The organism is Streptomyces daghestanicus (genome assembly GCF_020521275.1).
GTDB classification, from domain to species: Bacteria; Actinomycetota; Actinomycetes; order Streptomycetales; family Streptomycetaceae; genus Streptomyces; species Streptomyces griseoviridis.
This window is the reverse complement of sequence record NZ_BNDX01000008.1, coordinates 1245791-1262454: the sequence shown is the minus strand read 5'-3', so window position 1 is coordinate 1262454 and position 16664 is coordinate 1245791. Positions and strand designations below refer to the sequence as shown.

General features: G+C 73.1%; 17 protein-coding genes. 9 read left to right on the top strand and 8 right to left on the bottom strand.

Annotated features, from left to right (window positions below; translation table 11 throughout):
- Positions 1-319 precede the first annotated feature (319 nt).
- Positions 320-2092: an acetyl/propionyl/methylcrotonyl-CoA carboxylase subunit alpha gene (locus Sdagh_RS15080; protein ID WP_189417487.1), complete on the bottom strand. Its 1773-nt coding sequence runs from the start codon at positions 2090-2092 to the stop codon at positions 320-322.
- A gap of 370 nt (positions 2093-2462) precedes the next feature.
- On the opposite strand from Sdagh_RS15080, the gene Sdagh_RS15075 reads away from it, so the two are divergent.
- Positions 2463-2903, top strand: coding sequence for a hypothetical protein (locus Sdagh_RS15075; RefSeq protein WP_370594917.1), 441 nt, complete (start codon positions 2463-2465; stop codon positions 2901-2903).
- Here Sdagh_RS15075 and Sdagh_RS15070 read toward each other — a convergent pair.
- The 4 genes from Sdagh_RS15070 to Sdagh_RS15060 form a co-directional block, all read right to left on the bottom strand.
- Positions 2872-3492 (bottom strand): nucleoside triphosphate pyrophosphatase, encoded by a 621-nt coding sequence (locus Sdagh_RS15070; protein WP_189417484.1) that lies wholly within the window; start codon positions 3490-3492, stop codon positions 2872-2874. The genes Sdagh_RS15075 and Sdagh_RS15070 overlap by 32 nt on opposite strands.
- A 32-nt stretch (positions 3493-3524) precedes the next feature.
- The gene (mmpB, locus tag Sdagh_RS36480) at positions 3525-3653 is read right to left on the bottom strand and encodes a morphogenic membrane protein MmpB (RefSeq protein ID WP_264201191.1); all 129 of its coding nucleotides are present in this window, start codon (positions 3651-3653) and stop codon (positions 3525-3527) included.
- Positions 3654-3779: 126 nt separating this feature from the next.
- On the bottom strand, positions 3780-3989 hold the full coding sequence (locus tag Sdagh_RS15065; protein WP_189417483.1) for an acyl-CoA carboxylase epsilon subunit: 210 nt from the start codon (positions 3987-3989) through the stop codon (positions 3780-3782).
- Positions 3990-4006: 17 nt separating this feature from the next.
- The gene (locus Sdagh_RS15060; protein ID WP_189417482.1) at positions 4007-5605 is read right to left on the bottom strand and encodes an acyl-CoA carboxylase subunit beta; all 1599 of its coding nucleotides are present in this window, start codon (positions 5603-5605) and stop codon (positions 4007-4009) included.
- 110 nt (positions 5606-5715) lie between these two features.
- Here Sdagh_RS15060 and Sdagh_RS15055 point away from each other — a divergent pair, with 110 nt between their 5' ends.
- From Sdagh_RS15055 to Sdagh_RS15040, 4 genes are all read left to right on the top strand, one after another.
- Positions 5716-6582 carry a biotin--[acetyl-CoA-carboxylase] ligase gene (locus tag Sdagh_RS15055; RefSeq protein WP_189417481.1) on the top strand — a complete coding sequence of 289 codons (867 nt, stop codon included), beginning with the start codon at positions 5716-5718 and terminating at the stop codon, positions 6580-6582.
- A 109-nt stretch (positions 6583-6691) separates the two neighbouring features.
- A complete protein-coding gene (locus tag Sdagh_RS15050; protein ID WP_189417480.1) occupies positions 6692-7810 on the top strand; it encodes an adenylate/guanylate cyclase domain-containing protein in 1119 nt (372 codons plus the stop codon).
- A 44-nt stretch (positions 7811-7854) separates the two neighbouring features.
- On the top strand, positions 7855-8655 hold the full coding sequence (locus Sdagh_RS15045) for an enoyl-CoA hydratase/isomerase family protein (protein ID WP_189417478.1): 801 nt from the start codon (positions 7855-7857) through the stop codon (positions 8653-8655).
- A gap of 42 nt (positions 8656-8697) precedes the next feature.
- Positions 8698-9849: a GGDEF domain-containing protein gene (locus Sdagh_RS15040; RefSeq protein ID WP_190076749.1), complete on the top strand. Its 1152-nt coding sequence runs from the start codon at positions 8698-8700 to the stop codon at positions 9847-9849.
- Here the strand turns inward: Sdagh_RS15040 and Sdagh_RS15035 are convergent.
- From Sdagh_RS15035 to Sdagh_RS15025, 3 genes are all read right to left on the bottom strand, one after another.
- Positions 9846-10976, bottom strand: coding sequence for a hypothetical protein (locus Sdagh_RS15035; RefSeq protein WP_226535135.1), 1131 nt, complete (start codon positions 10974-10976; stop codon positions 9846-9848). The two genes, Sdagh_RS15040 and Sdagh_RS15035, sit on opposite strands and share 4 nt — an antisense overlap.
- Positions 10973-11557, bottom strand: coding sequence for a hypothetical protein (locus tag Sdagh_RS15030; RefSeq protein WP_226535133.1), 585 nt, complete (start codon positions 11555-11557; stop codon positions 10973-10975). The genes Sdagh_RS15035 and Sdagh_RS15030 overlap by 4 nt, the downstream gene beginning before the upstream one ends.
- A gap of 125 nt (positions 11558-11682) precedes the next feature.
- The gene (locus Sdagh_RS15025; RefSeq protein ID WP_189417462.1) at positions 11683-11988 is read right to left on the bottom strand and encodes an LAETG motif-containing sortase-dependent surface protein; all 306 of its coding nucleotides are present in this window, start codon (positions 11986-11988) and stop codon (positions 11683-11685) included.
- 109 nt (positions 11989-12097) lie between these two features.
- On the opposite strand from Sdagh_RS15025, the gene Sdagh_RS15020 reads away from it, so the two are divergent.
- The 4 genes from Sdagh_RS15020 (at position 12098) to Sdagh_RS15005 (ending at position 16420) form a co-directional block, all read left to right on the top strand.
- Entirely contained in the window at positions 12098-12517 is a 420-nt protein-coding gene (locus Sdagh_RS15020) for a hypothetical protein (RefSeq protein ID WP_226535131.1), read from the top strand.
- A 221-nt stretch (positions 12518-12738) separates the two neighbouring features.
- Entirely contained in the window at positions 12739-13986 is a 1248-nt protein-coding gene (locus tag Sdagh_RS15015; protein ID WP_189417459.1) for a L,D-transpeptidase, read from the top strand.
- Between the two features lie 169 nt (positions 13987-14155).
- Entirely contained in the window at positions 14156-15646 is a 1491-nt protein-coding gene (locus Sdagh_RS15010; protein WP_190076750.1) for an ABC transporter permease, read from the top strand.
- Positions 15647-15736: 90 nt separating this feature from the next.
- The gene (locus Sdagh_RS15005) at positions 15737-16420 is read left to right on the top strand and encodes an ABC transporter ATP-binding protein (protein ID WP_189417453.1); all 684 of its coding nucleotides are present in this window, start codon (positions 15737-15739) and stop codon (positions 16418-16420) included.
- Positions 16421-16664 lie beyond the last annotated feature (244 nt).

Genomic DNA, 16664 nt, shown 5'->3' with positions numbered 1-16664 from the left:
GCCCTGGGCCCGCCGTTCGGATCAGGTCGCAGCGCGCCGGTGGTGCCGGCCGGCCCCGCCTGCGCGGCGCCCGGTCGGCCCCGCGTGCGCGGCGTGGTCCCGGCGACCGGCCCGGCCGCCTACCGCTCCCGGGCTGTCGTCCGGGCGGACGCCGCGTGGTGCGGCGCGCCCCGTCCAGCGGGCCCCGGGCCCTGCGGGGTCCGTCGTGGCGCGCGCGAAGGCGTCCGGGCGGAGCGGCTGTCGCGGTCCGCGGCGCACGCGAAGGCGCCCGGCGGACCGGCTGCCGTGGTCCACCGGGCGCCCCTGCGGCGTCGTGGGATCAGTCCTTGATCTCGCAGATCGCGGCGCCGGACGTGACCGACGCGCCGACCTCAGAGGTGAGGCCCTTGATGGTGCCGGACTTGTGGGCGTTGAGCGGCTGCTCCATCTTCATCGCCTCCAGGACGACGATCAGGTCGCCCTCCTTCACCTCCTGGCCCTCCTCCACGGCGATCTTGACGATCGTGCCCTGCATCGGGGAGGCGAGGGTGTCACCGGAGGCCGCGGGCCCGGACTTCTTCGCCGCCCGGCGCTTCGGCTTGGCGCCCGCCGCGAGACCCGTACGGGCCAGCGACATGCCCAGGGACGACGGCAGCGAGACCTCCAGGCGCTTGCCGCCGACCTCGACGACGACCGTCTCGCGGCCGGTCTCCTCGTCGGTGTCCGCGCCGGCGCCGGCGGTGAAGGGCTTGATCTCGTTGACGAACTCGGTCTCGATCCAGCGGGTGTGGACCGTGAACGGGTCGGTGGAGCCGGTCAGCTCCGGCGCGAACGCCGGGTCCCGCACCACCGCGCGGTGGAACGGGATGGCCGTCGCCATGCCCTCGACCTGGAACTCCTCCAGCGCGCGGGAGGCCCGCTCCAGCGCCTCCTTGCGGGTGCGGCCGGTGACGATCAGCTTGGCCAGCAGCGAGTCCCACGCCGGGCCGATGACCGACCCGGACTCCACGCCCGCGTCCAGCCGGACACCGGGGCCGGACGGCGGGGCGAAGGTGGTGACGGTGCCGGGCGCGGGCAGGAAGCCCCGTCCCGGGTCCTCGCCGTTGATGCGGAACTCGAAGGAGTGGCCCCGCAGCACCGGGTCGCCGTACCCCAGCTCCTCGCCGTCGGCGATGCGGAACATCTCGCGGACCAGGTCGATGCCGGCGACCTCCTCGGTCACCGGGTGCTCGACCTGGAGGCGGGTGTTGACCTCCAGGAAGGAGATCGTGCCGTCCAGGCCGACCAGGAACTCGACGGTGCCGGCGCCGACGTAGCCGGCCTCCTTCAGGATCGCCTTGGACGAGGCGTACAACTGGTCGAGCTGGGCCTGGGAGAGGAATGGCGCCGGGGCCTCCTCGACCAGCTTCTGGTGGCGGCGCTGCAGCGAGCAGTCACGGGTGGAGACGACCACCACGTTGCCGTGGGTGTCGGCCAGGCACTGGGTCTCCACGTGCCGGGGCTTGTCCAGGTAGCGCTCCACGAAGCACTCCCCGCGCCCGAAGGCGGCGACCGCCTCGCGCACCGCGGAGTCGTACAGCTCGGGGACCTCCTCCAGCGTGCGGGCCACCTTCAGGCCGCGCCCGCCGCCGCCGAACGCCGCCTTGATGGCGATCGGCAGGCCGTGCTCCTCGGCGAACGCCACGACCTCGTCGGCGCCGCTCACCGGGTCCGGGGTGCCCGCCACCAGCGGCGCGCCGGCGCGCTGGGCGATGTGCCGCGCGGCGACCTTGTCGCCGAGGTCGCGGATGGCCTGCGGCGGCGGGCCGATCCAGATCAGACCGGCGTCCAGGACCGCCTGGGCGAACTCGGCGTTCTCCGAGAGGAAGCCGTAGCCGGGGTGGACGGCGTCCGCCCCCGACTCGCGGGCCGCCTTCAGGACCTTCCCGATGTCCAGGTAGCTGCTCGCCGGGGTGTCACCGCCCAGGGCGAACGCCTCATCCGCGGCGCGGACATGCAGAGCGTCCCGGTCCGGGTCCGCGTAGACGGCCACGCTCGCGATTCCGGCGTCCCGGCACGCGCGGGCCACCCGGACAGCGATTTCGCCACGGTTGGCGATGAGCACCTTGCGCACGATTGAGGCTCCCTCCTTGAAACAAGCCGAGTTTAGGGACTGCCGACACGGACCTTCGACCCGTCCCCATTGGTGAGCTTGCCCACACGGAGCGTGATGCGAGGCTCGCTCGACCCGCGAAAGCCCTTGTCGCCACAGGGTGCGCCGGACTCTTCCCCAAAACCCTAGCCGCCCGGTGTGGCCAAGGTCTCTGTGAGGGCGTGCTGCGCGCCACTCCGTTTCTTTGTGGAGTCCCTACGAATGGACCAATGAATCTTTGCCCGCGCCCGGACTCTTGTCCGCCGCTTTACCCGCTAGTAACGTCCGCGGCACAGCGAACGTACTCGGAGTAACCGCACAACTGCTCGGACGATCGGAAGAGGTGGGACCGGTGGTGCGCAGACCGGTGGCGTGGGTGGTGGCGGTCCTGCTCTTCGCGGAGGCGGTCGGCGTGGCGGCGCTCAACTGGCTGCTCAGCGTCTTCGTGGACCGCCAGCAGATGTCGCTCGCCGGGCTCGACGCCGGCCTGATGGCCGTCTCCGCCAAGGTGGGCGGCGTCGTCTTCGGTCTCTACTTCGCCCTGTGCGGCCTGGTCGCGCTGCTGGTGGCGGTCCGCGACCGCCGGCCCGCCGGCCTCGGCCGGGTCCTGCTGGTCAGCGCGGCCGTGGTGCACGGCCTGCTCGGCGCCTTCTGCTGGGGCCCGGTGGGCTGGACGGCGTTCCTCTTCATGGTCCTGGTCCTCGGGCTCATCGTGCTGCTGCTGACCAGCTACGACGTGCCCGAGGAACCGCGCGACCGGGTCAGTTCCCCGTCGGCGCCCACAACTCCGTGATGCCGACGCCCAGTTCCGCGAGGAGGCGGCGCAGCAGGGGGAGGCTGAGGCCGATCACATTGCCGTGGTCGCCCTCGATGCCGTCGATGAACGGGGCCGAACGGCCGTCGAGGGTGAAGGCCCCGGCGACGTACAGCGGCTCGCCGGAGGCGACGTAGGCGGCGATCTCCTCGTCGCTCGGCTCACCGAAGCGGACGACGGTGGAGGCGGTGGCCGAGGTGTGGCGGCCGGTGGCCGTGTCCCACACGCAGTGGCCGGTCTGCAGGGTGCCGGCCCGGCCGCGCATCGCCTTCCAGCGGGCGGTGGCCTCCTCGGCGTCGGCGGGCTTGCCGAGGGCCCGGCCGTCCAGGTCGAGGACCGAGTCGCAGCCGATCACCAGGGCGCCGTGCACCTCCGGCCGGGCGGCCACCACGGACGCCTTCGCCTCGGCGAGGGCGAGGGCCAGCTCGGCGGGCGTCGGGGCGGTGACGGCGTCTTCGTCGACACCGCTCACGATGACCTCGGGGGCGAGTCCGGCCTGGCGCAGCAGTCCCAGCCGGGCGGGGGACTGGGAGGCGAGGACGAGTCGGCGGCGGGGCTGATCAGTCATGCGGTCAGGTTAGCCACGGCGGGGCCTCCGGCTCACCTCGTGTAGATCACGATCATCGCCAGGACCATGGCCAGGGCCATGAGGAGGCCGAGCCGCCGCAGCATGGCCTGCGCGTGGCGCAGGTCCTCGGGGGGTTTGTCGTCGGGGTCGGACCAGAGCATGCCACCAGCGTGGGGCCCGGGCGGGGAGAGCGCCTGAGTAGGGGTACTCATTCGGCGCCCTCGGTTTCGGTTCCGCGGGCCCACGCGGCGGAGCCGCGTGTCCACACAGCCTCACGCCCCTGACGGTCACCCGGGCCAGTAGGTGCGGGTCCACGCGGTCGGGCCCGGGTGGGGGACGCGAGGCCGGGCGATGCGGGACGGGTCGGACCAGGCGTCCCCCGCGGGCTCCGGGGCCGGCTCCTCGGGGGCCGGGGCCGCCGCGCGGGCCTTGACCACGGCCAGGGCGGCGGCCAGTTCCTCCGGGGACGGGTTGCCCCGTACGACCTTGATGGTCACAGCGGCTCCTTACAGGCTCAGAGGGGGATGTTGCCGTGCTTCTTCGGGGGGAGGGATTCCCGCTTGGTGCGCAGGTGGCGCAGGCCCCGGACGATGTGGGCGCGGGTGTCGGACGGCAGGATCACCGCGTCGACGTAGCCGCGCTCGGCGGCGGTGTAGGGGTTGAGGAGGGTGTCCTCGTACTCCTGGATCAGGCGGGCCCGGGTCGCCTCCTCGTCCCCGGTGGTCTCCGCGGCGGCCAGCGTCTTGCGGTGCAGGATGTTGACCGCGCCCTGTGCGCCCATCACGGCGATCTGCGCGGTGGGCCAGGCCAGGTTGAGGTCGGCGCCCAGGTGCTTGGAGCCCATGACGTCGTAGGCGCCGCCGAACGCCTTGCGGGTGATGACCGTGATCAGGGGGACGGTCGCCTCGGCGTAGGCGTAGATCAGCTTGGCGCCGCGCCGGATGATGCCGTCGTGCTCCTGGCCGACGCCCGGCAGGAAGCCGGGGACGTCCACGAAGGTCAGCACGGGCACGTTGAAGGCGTCACAGGTGCGCACGAAGCGGGCGGCCTTCTCGGACGCGGTGATGTCCAGGCAGCCGGCGAACTGCATCGGCTGGTTGGCGACCACGCCGACCGGGCGGCCCTCGACCCGGCCGAAACCGGTGAGGATGTTCGGCGCGAACAGCGCCTGCGTCTCGAAGAACTCCGCGTCGTCCAGGACGTGCTCGATGACCGTGTGCATGTCGTACGGCTGGTTGGCGCTGTCCGGGACGACCGTGTCCAGCTCCCGGTCCTCGTCCGTGACCGTCAGGTCGGCCTCCTCCGGGAAGGCCGGGGGCTCGGAGAGGTTGTTGGACGGCAGGTACGACAGCAGCTGCTTGACGTACTCGATGGCGTCCTTCTCGTCGCCGGCCATGTGGTGGGCCACGCCGGAGGCGGTGTTGTGGGTGCGGGCGCCGCCCAGCTCCTCGAAACCGACGTCCTCGCCGGTCACCGTCTTGATGACGTCCGGACCGGTGATGAACATGTGCGAGGTCTGGTCGACCATGACGGTGAAGTCGGTGATCGCGGGGGAGTACACCGCGCCGCCCGCGCAGGGGCCGACCACCAGGGAGATCTGGGGGATCACACCGCTCGCGTGGGTGTTGCGTCGGAAGATCTCGCCGTACGCCCCCAGCGAGGCCACGCCCTCCTGGATGCGGGCGCCGCCGGAGTCGTTGATGCCGATGACCGGGCAGCCGGTCTTCAGCGCGAAGTCCATCACCTTGCAGATCTTCTGCCCGTACGTCTCGCCGAGCGCGCCGCCGAAGACGGTGAAGTCCTGCGAGAAGACGGCGACCGGACGGCCGTCGACCGTGCCGTAGCCGGTGACGACGCCGTCGCCGTAGGGGCGGTTGTCCGCCAGGCCGAAATTGGTGGAGCGGTGCCGGGCGAACTCGTCCAGTTCGACGAACGAGTCCTCGTCCAGCAGCAGGCCGATGCGCTCACGGGCCGTCAGCTTGCCCTTGGCGTGCTGCTTCTCGACGGCGCGCTCCGAACCGGCGTGCGTCGCCTCCTCGATACGGCGTCGCAGGTCCGCGAGCTTGCCCGCGGTGGTGTGGATGTCGGGCTGCTGCTCTTCCGGCTCGGACATCGCGATACGGCTCCCTGCCTGGTCACATGGGGGGACGGGTGTTCCATCGCAGCGTAGTGGGGTGGCTACCGATCGGCAGTGCGGTGTTTCCCACACCTAGGGTGGCTTGCATGACGCCGCGAGATGTCCCCGAACGGAACAGCAGCCCGTGGTCCGACCTGGACCGGCCGCCCCTCGACGCCCGCGCGCTGCGGCGCGGCCTGGTCCGGGAGGGCGGGCTGTGGCGCGAGGTGGAGGTGGTGCGGCGGACCGGCTCCACCAACTCCGACCTGGCGGCACGGGCCGCCGACGGCCGCGCGGCGGAGGGCGCCGTCCTCGTCGCGGAGGAGCAGGACGCCGCCCGGGGGCGCCTGGACCGGCGGTGGACCGCCCCGGCCCGCTCGGGCCTGTTCTTCTCCGTGCTGCTGACCCCCGCCGAGGTCCCGGTCGCCCGCTGGGGCTGGCTGCCGCTGCTCACCGGCGTCGCCGTCGCCACCGGCCTGTCCCGCGCGGCCGGCGTCGACACCGCCCTGAAGTGGCCCAACGACCTCCTCGTCACCGTCGGTGGCGAGGAACGCAAGGCCGGCGGCATCCTCGCCGAACGGGCCGGGGCCGCCGGCGTGGTCATCGGCGTCGGCGTCAACGTCACCCTGCGCGCCGACGAGCTGCCCGTGCCGCACGCCGGCTCCCTCGCCCTGGCCGGCGCGGTCACCACCGACCGCGACCCGCTGCTGCGCGCGATGCTGCGCTCCCTGGAGGACTGGTACGGCCGCTGGCGGGAGGCCGGCGGCGACCCGGGGCCCTGCCGGCTCCAGGAGACCTACACCGCGGGCTGCGCGACGCTCGGCCGGCACGTACGGGCGGAACTGCCGGGCGGCCGGGACCTCACCGGGGAGGCGGTGGCCGTGGACGGCGACGGGCGGCTGGTGCTGGCCACGGAGGACGGCGTGCGGGAACCGGTGGGCGCGGGGGACATCGTCCACCTGCGCCCCGCGTAGCACCACCGCCCCTGTGAGCCTCCCGCTCGCGGGAGTGAGCTGGCCCACAGCTGACGTAAAGTTGGGGCCGGTCGATACCTGACCGCGGCAGATCGGAAGGGCAGCACGCGTGACCGTCGACGACACGGGCTCCGGCACGGACGGGGACGGCGAGGTGGACCCCGCCGACCCCGGCGACGACCCGCTCGCGCTCCGCCTGGAACAGCTGATCCTGGGCGCCGGGCGCCGCTACACCCCTTTCCAGGCCGCCCGCAGCGCGGGTGTCTCCATGGAGCTGGCCTCCCGTTTCTGGCGGGCCATGGGCTTCGCCGACATCGGCCAGGCCAAGGCGCTCACCGAGGCCGACGTCCTGGCCCTCAGGCGGCTGGCCGGCCTGGTGGAGGCGGGGCTGCTCAGCGAGGCGATGGCCGTGCAGGTGGCCCGGTCCACCGGCCAGACCACCGCCCGGTTGGCCGAATGGCAGATGGACTCCTTCCTGGAGGGCCTGACCGAGCCCCCCGAGCCCGGCATGACCCGCACCGAGGTCACGTATCCGATCGTGGAGCTGCTCCTGCCCGAGCTGGAGGAGTTCCTCGTCTACGTCTGGCGGCGCCAGCTCGCCGCGTCGGCCGGGCGGGTCGTCCAGGCCACCGACGACGAGGAGATGGTCGACCGGCGCCTCGCCGTCGGCTTCGCCGACCTGGTCGGCTTCACCCGGCTGACCCGCCGGATGGAGGAGGAGGAACTGGGCGAGCTGGTCGAGGCCTTCGAGACCACCGCCGCCGACCTGATCGCCGCCCGCGGCGGACGCCTGGTCAAGACGCTCGGCGACGAGGTCCTCTACGCCGCCGACGACGCCGGTACGGCGGCCGAGATCGCGCTGCGCCTGATCGAGACCATGGCGCACGACGAGACCATGCCGGAGCTGCGGGTCGGCATGGCCTTCGGCACGGTCACCACCCGGATGGGCGATGTCTTCGGCACGACCGTCAACCTGGCCTCCCGGCTCACCTCGATAGCTCCCCGCGACGCCGTCCTCGTCGACACCGCCTTCGCGGAGGAGCTGATCCGCACCGGGGACGCGCCCTCCTCCGAGGCGGAGGCGGCGGAGGAGGCCGCGGCGGCGGAGAAGGAGGGCGAGGAGCCGCCGGCGTACCGGTTCGCGCTCCAGCCGATGTGGCAGCGCCCGGTCCGGGGCCTCGGGGTCGTCGAGCCGTGGCTGCTGACCCGACGGGGCGAACCCGCGTAGACCGCAGCACGTCCACTGTCCCGATCCGATGTTGGAGGGGTGTCATGAGCGAGGCACGGTACGGGGAGTACGTCCTGGTCAGGCGGCATGCCGAGGGGCATGTCGCGGAACTGGCGCTGGACCGGCCGAAGGCCATGAACGCGGTGTCCAGCGGCATGGCGACGGCGATCGCGGAGGCCTGCGCGGCGCTGGGCGCGGACCCGGGCGTCCGGGCCGTGGTGGTGACCTCGACGCACGAACGGGCGTTCTGTGTGGGCGCCGACCTGAAGGAGCGCAACTCCTTCACCGACGCCGACATGCTGCGCCAGCGCCCGGTCAGCCGGGGCGCGTACACCGGCGTACTGGAGCTGCCGGTGCCGACGGTCGCCGCCGTGCACGGCTTCGCGCTGGGCGGCGGCTTCGAGCTGGCACTCTCCTGCGACGTGATCGTCGCCGACCGTACGGCGGTGGTGGGGCTGCCCGAGGTGTCGGTCGGCGTGATCCCCGGCGGCGGCGGCACCCAGCTGCTGCCGCGCCGGGTGGGGGCGGCGCGCGCCGCCGAGCTGATCTTCAGCGCCCGCCGGGTGGAGGCCGCCGAGGCGCGGGAGCTGGGCCTCGTCGACCGGCTCGTCGACGAGGGACGGGACCGGGAGGAGGCGCTGGCCCTGGCGGGCCGGATCGCGGCCAACTCCCCGGTCGGGCTGCGGGCCGCCAAGCGGGCGCTGCGGCTCGGGCAGGGCCTGGACCTGCGGGCCGGCCTGGAGGTCGAGGACGCGGCGTGGCGGACGGTCGCCTTCTCCGGGGACCGGGCGGAGGGCGTCGCGGCGTTCAACGAGAAGCGCAGACCGGAGTGGCCGGGGGAGTGATCCCCGGCGGCGGCCTGCCCGGTATGTACCTAACCTGATGAAATGGGTGAGGACAGACGCCTCGCGGCCGTCGTCGCGCTGGCGCAGGGCATGGCCGCCGCGCACGGCCTCCAGGAGGCGTGGCGGGCGGCGGCCCTCGGCGGCTGCCGGGCGCTGGGCGGCAGCTTCGCCGCGCTGTCGGTGTGGGAGCGGGAGCTGGGCCGCCTGCGGGTGCTGGTGAACGTGGGCGAGCGGGCCGAGGACGAGGAGGAGTTCCCGGAGGACGAGTCCTACCCGGTGCACCAGTTCGCGGAGATCACCGAGTTCCTGCACGAGCGCTGGGCCGGCGGCGGCGAGCCCGACGCCTGGGTGGAGACCGCCGAGGGTCCGGCGGCCGGGAGCCCCGGCTACGTCCATCAGCGGGTCGCCGCGCTGCGCCGCCGGGGCCGCGGCTGCTGCGTCGTCGCCCCGATCGTGCTGCACGGCCGCGCCTGGGGCGAGCTGTACGTGGCCCGGCCGGTGGGGGTGCCCGTCTTCGAACGGGCCGACGCCGACTTCGCCACCGTCCTGGCCTCGGTCGTCGCCGCCGGGATCGCGCAGACCGAGCGCCTGGAGGAGGTGCGGCGGCTGGCGTACACCGACGCGCTGACCGGGCTGGCCAACCGCCGGGCCGTCGACGCCCACCTCGACGAGGCCGTGGAACGCCACCGCCGCGACGGGGTGACCGTCAGCCTCGTCGTCTGCGACCTGAACGGGCTCAAGCGGGTCAACGACACCCACGGGCACGCGACCGGCGACCGGCTCCTGGAGCGGTTCGGCTCGGTGCTCTCGCTGTGCGGGGCGATGCTGCCGGGCGCGCTGGCGGCCCGCCTCGGCGGCGACGAGTTCTGCCTGCTCGCGGTCGGCCCGCCCGCCGACGAGGTGGTGGCGGCGGCCGGTGAGCTGTGCCGCCGGGCGGCCGTCCTGGAACTGGGCGACGGGGTCGCCTGCGGGGTGGCCTCCACCGGGGACCCGATCGGCCCGGTCGGCTCCGCCCGCCGTCTCTTCCGGCTCGCCGACGCCGCCCAGTACCGCGCCAAGGCCGAACGCTCGGGCCGTCCCGTCGTCGCCGGGCGCGCGGGCCCCGACGACCCCGTCGTCCGTCTGGCCGACGAGCCGTCCCGCGAGGAGCGCGACGGCGAACGCCGCCGCTTCCGGGGCCGGCACGCGCCCTAACGGCGGCGCCGGCGCAGCCATCCCCGGATGCCGCGGGGCGCCGGGGGCGGGGTGCCGGTGCCGTCCGCGGCCCGCACCCGGAGGAGGTCGCGGGCGGCGCGGAGACCGAGGACGGCGGCCTCGGCCACGGTCAGCGCGGCCAGCTCGCAGCCGGGTGCGTGCCGCCGCGTGTGATGGCAGCCGGGGCAGGCGTCCGCCGGCGGCGGCGCGCCCGTGGCCGGCGGGGCGGCGCGCAGCGCGTGGACGCGGTCGAGCGCCGCGTCGTACCCGAGCACCGCGGCGTCCCGCACCGGCAGCGGTTCCAGGACGCAGCCCCGCTGATGCCGCCGGGTGTGGTGACAGGCGGGACAGGCGTCGGCCGGGGGCGGCGCGCTGCCGGGTTGCGGGCCGAACCCCTCGCCGCCGTGGCCGAGGGCGGCGGCGTCGGCGACGGGGAGGGGGGTGAGGGGGCAGCCGGGTGCGTGGGTGTGGGTGTGGTGGCAGGTGGGGCAGGCGGGGGCCGGGGGCGGTGGGGCGCCGTAGCCGGTGTCCCGTGCGCGTACCTGTGCGAGTGCCGTGTCGTGGCCGAGGGCGGCGGCGTCGGCGACGGGGAGGGGGGTGAGGGGGCAGCCGGGTGCGTGGGTGTGGGTGTGGTGGCAGGTGGGGCAGGCGGGGGCCGGGGGCGGTGGGGCGCCGTAGCCGGTGTCCCGTGCGCGTACCTGTGCGAGTGCCGTGTCATGGCCGAGGGCGGCGGCGTCGGCGACGGGGAGGGGGGTGAGGGGGCAGCCGGGTGCGTGGGTGTGGGTGTGGTGGCAGGCGGGGCAGGCCGGGGCCGTCGGCGGGGGCCGGAGCCTGTGCGCCGGCGGGGCCGGTGCGGGTGGGGCCAGCGGATAGTCCCCGTCGGCGCGGGCGCGCAGGAACTCCAGCGCCGCGTCGTGGCCGAGCGCGGCGGCGTCCCGCACCGGCAGCGCGGCCAGCGCACAGCCCGCCAGGTGCTCGCGCGTGTGGTGACAGTCCGGACAGGCGGGCCCCGGCGGGGGTGAGGCCCCCGCAGCAGCGGCCGGCACCCCGGCCCCCTCGCCACCGTGGAGGTCACCGCCGCGCTCATCACCGTGGGGGCCACCGCCCCGCCCGTCGCCGCCGGTCATGGCCCTCCCCGCAGCAGCCGCCGACGCCGTACCCGGCGCTCGGCCCACGGATACGCGCTCCACACCGCCTCGACCACCGCGGCAGCCGCCGCCACGGCCGCCGCCGCCCAGCGGAACGGGGTGTCGAGGGCGCCGCTCGGCGCGGGCGGCGCCAGGACCAGGGACACCCCCAGCCAGAGCATGATCATGCCGCTCGTGTAGGCGGCGTAGGTCCTGCGGCGCCAGCCTTCCCACAGCGCGAAGTCGTGGTGCTGTTCCTCGCGCAGCAGCTCGTGGCGGTCCCGGACCTCCTCCTCGGTCCACCAGGCGGTGACGTCGGCGTACGAGTAGAGGTGCCGGCGGGCGTGGAAACCGAACTGCACGCACATGACGAACGACAGCGCCGCCAGGGTCAGGAACAGCAGCACGGGCCCCGGCCAGCGGAACTTGTCGCTGTCCGCGGCGACCACGCCGATGGCCGCGACGGCGAACCCCGCCAGCAGCGGCGCGGCCACGTTGCTCACCGCGTCCACGGCCGCGCCGAAGCCCAGCGGCGACGGTTTGCGCCACCGCGGCGGCGCCGGCCCGTTCCCGGTCAACACGTCCTCCCGGTCATCGGGGAAGCCCTTGCGCGAGCCACCCGGCGGCGCCCCGCGTCAAAGAAAAGTCAAGGAGTTCCAAAGGTTTGAGAAACCCTCAGAATCTCCCCGGGATTCGCCCGGGTTCCTCAGAAACCGAGGCGTTCGCGGCGCACGGAGTACACCACGAAGCCGGCGCCCAGCCCCAGCAGGGCCGTGCCGCCGACGACGTACGGCGTGCTGTCGAAACTGCCGGTGTCGGCCAGCCGGGTGTCCGGCACGGCCTGCGGCTCCGCGACTCTCGCCTGCTGTGTGACCTGCGGGGACGCGGAGGGCGCGGGGGTGCTCTCGGCCGGGCTCTGCGAGGTCGCGTTGGCCGACGGCACGAACCACAGGGCGCACAGCAGGCCGCCGGCTGCGGCGGCGGTCAGCAACGAACGGCGAGCGGATGACACTGAATATCGATCCCCTTGTGGCGCTGGTGAATTGGCCGTGTGGGGCGATGTTAGTGAAAGGCGCGGGTCACGGGAAAGTCACGGGAGCCGGCGGCCTTACGCTCCGGGCATGAGCACTGCGGACGCATCACGCTATGTACGGATTCGAGCCGAACTCGTCCTGGAGGTCGAGGACGCCGAGGCGATCACCCGGGCCGCGCTGCGGCGGATCGCCGAGGACCCCGGCCTGCCGGAGGCGGAGCGCACCGGCGCCCGGGGCGCTGTGACCGAGGACACCGCGGAGGCCCTGGCCCATCTGGTCGACCCGTTCGACCTGGTCAGCGAGGTGCCGGGGGTCGGACTCCAGCAGGCCACCTGGAGCGGCGAGCGGATCGCGTACGACCCCGATTCGCCCGACTGGGGTCTTGACGAGGATGATGAGGATGATGGCGACCTGGACGACGCGTACGACGGACCGCACGGACGCCACGGACCACACGGACCGGACCGGCGGGTCGACGAGGACGGCGCGGAAATGACGGTCGGCTGACGCTCTTTGGGGAAACCGTGACCCCGGACGGCAACCGCCGTCCGGGGTTCCGTCGTCTCACCCGGCGCACCGGCCGACACCGGCAGGGCCCCGCGCCCCGCCGGACGTGGTGTGGCCCACACCTGGGGGCCATGTGGAACGGGACGAACCGGTCGTAGCGTTGAACAGGTTGACGGGGAATCTCGGGGTTGACGGGATCGGTAGCAATGGAGAAGCGTGTGATGACGAACAGTAGGCGGCGCAAGGGCCTCGCGGCCGCGTCCGCCCTGCTCGGCGGGGTGCTGGTGCTCTCGGCCTGCTCCGGCGGTGACGACGACGCCTCCGGCGGCGGGGGCGGGTCCTCGCAGGCGCAGGTCGACAAGGCGGCGGCCGAGAAGACCTCCGAGGCCCAGATCAAGATCACGCCGAAGGACGGCTCCTCGAACGCCTCCATCAACAACTCCGCGACCGTCTCGGTGGCCAAGGGCACCCTCACGGACGTGAAGATGACCACCTCGGACGGCACCGAGGTCAGCGGGGAGATATCCGCCGACAGGACGAGCTGGAAGCCCAGCGCGCAGCTGGAGCGGGCCACCACCTACAAGGTGACGGCGACCGCCCAGGACTCCGCGGGCCGTGCCGCGCACGAGAACGCGTCGTTCACGACCGTCTCCCCCGACAACAGCTTCATCGGCACCTTCACGCCGGACGACGGCTCCACGGTCGGCGTCGGGATGCCGGTGTCGATCAACTTCGACAAGGCGATCACCGACAAGGCCGCCGTCCAGAAGGGCATCACGGTCAGCACCGACGGCGGCCAGGAGGTCGCCTGTCACTGGTTCAACGCCAACCGCATGGACTGCCGCCCCGAGGACTACTGGAAGGAAGGCTCCACCGTCACCCTGAAGCTCGCCCTCGACGGCGTGCAGGGCGCGGACGGCGTCTACGGCGTCCAGCAGAAGACGGTCACCTTCAAGATCGGCCGCAACCAGGTCTCCTACGTCGACGCGCAGACCAAGCAGATGAAGGTCACGCAGGACGGCAAGACCGTCAAGACCATCCCGATCTCGGCCGGCTCCCCGGAGAACAAGACCTACGAGGGCCAGATGGTGATCTCCGAGAAGTACAAGGAGACCCGGATGGACGGTTCGACGGTCGGCTTCACCGACGACGACGGCAAGGGCGAGTACGACATCAAGGACGTCCCCCACGCCATGCGGCTGAGCACCTCCGGGACGTTCATCCACGGCAACTACTGGGGCGCGAAGTCCATCTTCGGCAGCCAGAACACCAGCCACGGCTGCGTGGGCCTGTCCGACACCAAGGGCGCCAACGACCCGAACACCCCGGCGGCCTGGCTGTACGAGCACTCCCTCATCGGTGACGTGGTCGTCGTCCAGAACACCGGCGACAAGACCATCGCCCCGGACAACGGCCTCAACGGCTGGAACATGAACTGGTCGGAGTGGAAGGCCGGTTCGGCCGTCTGACGCTCCGCCGGCTCCCGCCGCGCACCCGACCGCCGCTCGCCCTCCGGGGCGGGCGGCGGTTCCGCTTTCACCCCGCCGGCTTCATCACGCGTCGGCAACGCCCAGCCTTCTCATCGTCCTCTTATCCGGGCCTTATGCCGCGATCACGCGCCGTCCCTACTTTGCGGCCATGTTCTTCACCTACCTGAGGCGCGAACTGCGCCGCCGCAGAAAGGCGGCCCTCGTCGTCGCCTCCGGACTCGCGCTGGGCATCGCGCTGGTCATCGTGGTCAACTCCGTGTCCTCGGGCATGAGCAAGGCGCAGGACAAGGTGCTGGAGTCGCTGTACGGGCTCGGCACCGACATGACCGTCACCAAGGCCGCCGCCGCGGCGGGTGACGGCGAGGGCGGCCAGGGCGAGCGCCCGCGGTTCCAGTTCGACGCGCAGGACGGCGACTCCGACGAGGAGCAGTCCAGCGACCGCGTGATGGTGCAGGGCTTCCAGACGCTCGCGAGCTCCACCGTCGGCAAGGTCGCCGACCAGAGCGGCGTCGCCGACGCGGTGGGCGGCCTCAGCCTCCAGGTCATGAAGGTCAGCGGCCAGTTCACGCGCGGTCAGTTCCAGCAGGGCGGCGACGGTCAGACGCAGGGTCAGGGCCAGGGCGGTGCCCCGAGTGGCGGCACCGGCGGCCAGGGCGGCGAAGTACAGGGCGGCGGCGCGGACTTCGACGTCAACAGCTACTCCGTCTACGGCACCGACGTCACCAAGACCGGCCTCGGCCCGCTGACCTCCTCAAAGATCACCAGCGGCCGCACCTTCAAGACGTCCGAGACGAACGCGAAGGTCGCCGTCGTCGACTCGGCGTACGCCAAGGAGAAGGAGCTGAAGACCGGCTCCACGGTCACCATCTCGGACACCGAGTTCACGGTCATCGGCATCGCCACCGCCGACAGCGGCGACGCGGCGGCCAATCTCTACATACCGCTGGCGCGGGCCCAGACGCTCGGTGACGTGAAGAACAAGGTCACCACCATCTACGTCCAGGCCGCCGACTCCCAGCGGATCGACAGCGTCAAGTCGGCCATCCAGAAGAACATCTCGGGGACCACGGTCACCACCTCCGCCGACCTCGCCGACACCGTGTCCGGCTCGCTGTCCACCGCCTCCTCGCTGGCCACCAGCGTCGGCACGTGGCTCTCGATCCTGGTGCTGGTCGCCGCGTTCCTCGTCGCCGGCCTGCTCACCTCCTCGGCCGTCTCCCGCCGGGTGCGCGAGTTCGGCACCCTGAAGGCGCTCGGCTGGAAGTCCGGCCGGGTCACCCGGCAGGTCGTCGGCGAGGCCGTCGTCAGCGGCCTGGTCGGCGGCGTCCTCGGCATCGCGCTCGGCCTGGCGGGCGCGTACGCGGTCACCGCGGTCAGCCCCGGCCTGGAGGCCGAACTCGGCACCGCCGCGAGCGGTTCGGGCGGCGGACCCGGCGGCATGGGCGGTGGCCCCGGCGGCGGCATGGGCCGGCAGGCCGCGTCCCGGACGCTGGAGGTCGCCCTGACCGCGCCGGTCAGCCTCACCACCATCGCCCTCGCCGTCGTGCTCGCCGTGGCCGGCGGGCTGATCGCGGGCGGCTTCGGCGGCTGGCGCGCCTCGCGGCTGCGCCCGGCGGACGCCCTGCGCCGCGTCGAGTAGCACCGCCGCTTCCCCCCCGCACCGGGGCCTGCCCGCCCCACCTCCCGGGCGGCGGGCCCCTCCCCCTTACGCAACCCCAGGAGTCGGACCATGTACGAACTCAGAGGCGTCACCAAGCGCTACACGCGCGGCAAGGACACCGTCAACGCCCTCGACGGCATCGACCTGACCATCCCCGACGGCGACCGGCTGGTCATCCAGGGCCCCACCGGCGGCGGCAAGTCCACCCTGCTCCAGATGCTCGGCGCGCTGGACCGGCCCACCTCGGGCGAGATCGTCCTCGACGGCACCGACCTGGCCACGCTCTCCGAGGCCCGGCTGACCCGGGTGCGCAGCGAGACCATCGGCATCGTCTTCCAGTCCTTCAACCTCATCCCGACGCTGACCGCGCAGGAGAACGTCGAGACCGCCCTCGTACCGCTCGGGGTCAAGACGAAGGAGCGGCGCGAGCGGGCCGCCGAGGCGCTCGCCTCGGTCGGGCTCGGCGAGCGGCTCGGGCACCTGCCCGGCGAGATGTCCGGCGGCCAGCAGCAGCGCGTCGCCATCGCCCGCGCGCTGGTGAAGCAGCCCAAGGTGCTGCTCGCCGACGAACCCACCGGCAACCTCGACGAGTCGATGCGCGACGAGATCATGGAGGTGCTGGAGCGGATGTGGAAGGAACTGGGCCTGACCTTCGTCATGGTCACCCACGACTCCGCGATCGCGAAGAAGGCACCGCGCCTGGCGACCATCCGCAAGGGAAGGATCACCATCCGGGAGAACGCGTCGGCGTGACGCCACCCGTGACACCCGTGACGCCACACATGCCCCCCGGGAGTCCTTCCGTGCCCCCCGTGAAGCCACCCGTCGTGACGCCACCCGTCGTGACACCCGTGAGGCCGCCCGTCGTGAGTCGCGTGACCCCTGTGGCCGCCGGTAACCCATCGGTCCGGTAACGGACTTCGGGCGGGCGGGTAACAACCACCCGGCGGTTTTCTCACCTTTCTCTCATCCGCCGAGCCTTCCATTGAGACGGTGA

Coding starts and splice junctions, on each gene's coding strand:
- Sdagh_RS15010 (WP_190076750.1), top strand. CDS start 14,156: ATGTTCTTCACCTACCTGAGGCGCGAACTGCGCCGCCGCAGAAAGGCG.
- Sdagh_RS15040 (WP_190076749.1), top strand. CDS start 8,698: ATGGGTGAGGACAGACGCCTCGCGGCCGTCGTCGCGCTGGCGCAGGGC.
- mmpB (WP_264201191.1), bottom strand. CDS start 3,653: ATGCTCTGGTCCGACCCCGACGACAAACCCCCCGAGGACCTGCGCCAC.
- Sdagh_RS15055 (WP_189417481.1), top strand. CDS start 5,716: ATGACGCCGCGAGATGTCCCCGAACGGAACAGCAGCCCGTGGTCCGAC.
- Sdagh_RS15060 (WP_189417482.1), bottom strand. CDS start 5,605: ATGTCCGAGCCGGAAGAGCAGCAGCCCGACATCCACACCACCGCGGGC.
- Sdagh_RS15005 (WP_189417453.1), top strand. CDS start 15,737: ATGTACGAACTCAGAGGCGTCACCAAGCGCTACACGCGCGGCAAGGAC.
- Sdagh_RS15015 (WP_189417459.1), top strand. CDS start 12,739: ATGACGAACAGTAGGCGGCGCAAGGGCCTCGCGGCCGCGTCCGCCCTG.
- Sdagh_RS15045 (WP_189417478.1), top strand. CDS start 7,855: ATGAGCGAGGCACGGTACGGGGAGTACGTCCTGGTCAGGCGGCATGCC.
- Sdagh_RS15020 (WP_226535131.1), top strand. CDS start 12,098: ATGAGCACTGCGGACGCATCACGCTATGTACGGATTCGAGCCGAACTC.
- Sdagh_RS15070 (WP_189417484.1), bottom strand. CDS start 3,492: ATGACTGATCAGCCCCGCCGCCGACTCGTCCTCGCCTCCCAGTCCCCC.
- Sdagh_RS15035 (WP_226535135.1), bottom strand. CDS start 10,976: ATGACCGGCGGCGACGGGCGGGGCGGTGGCCCCCACGGTGATGAGCGC.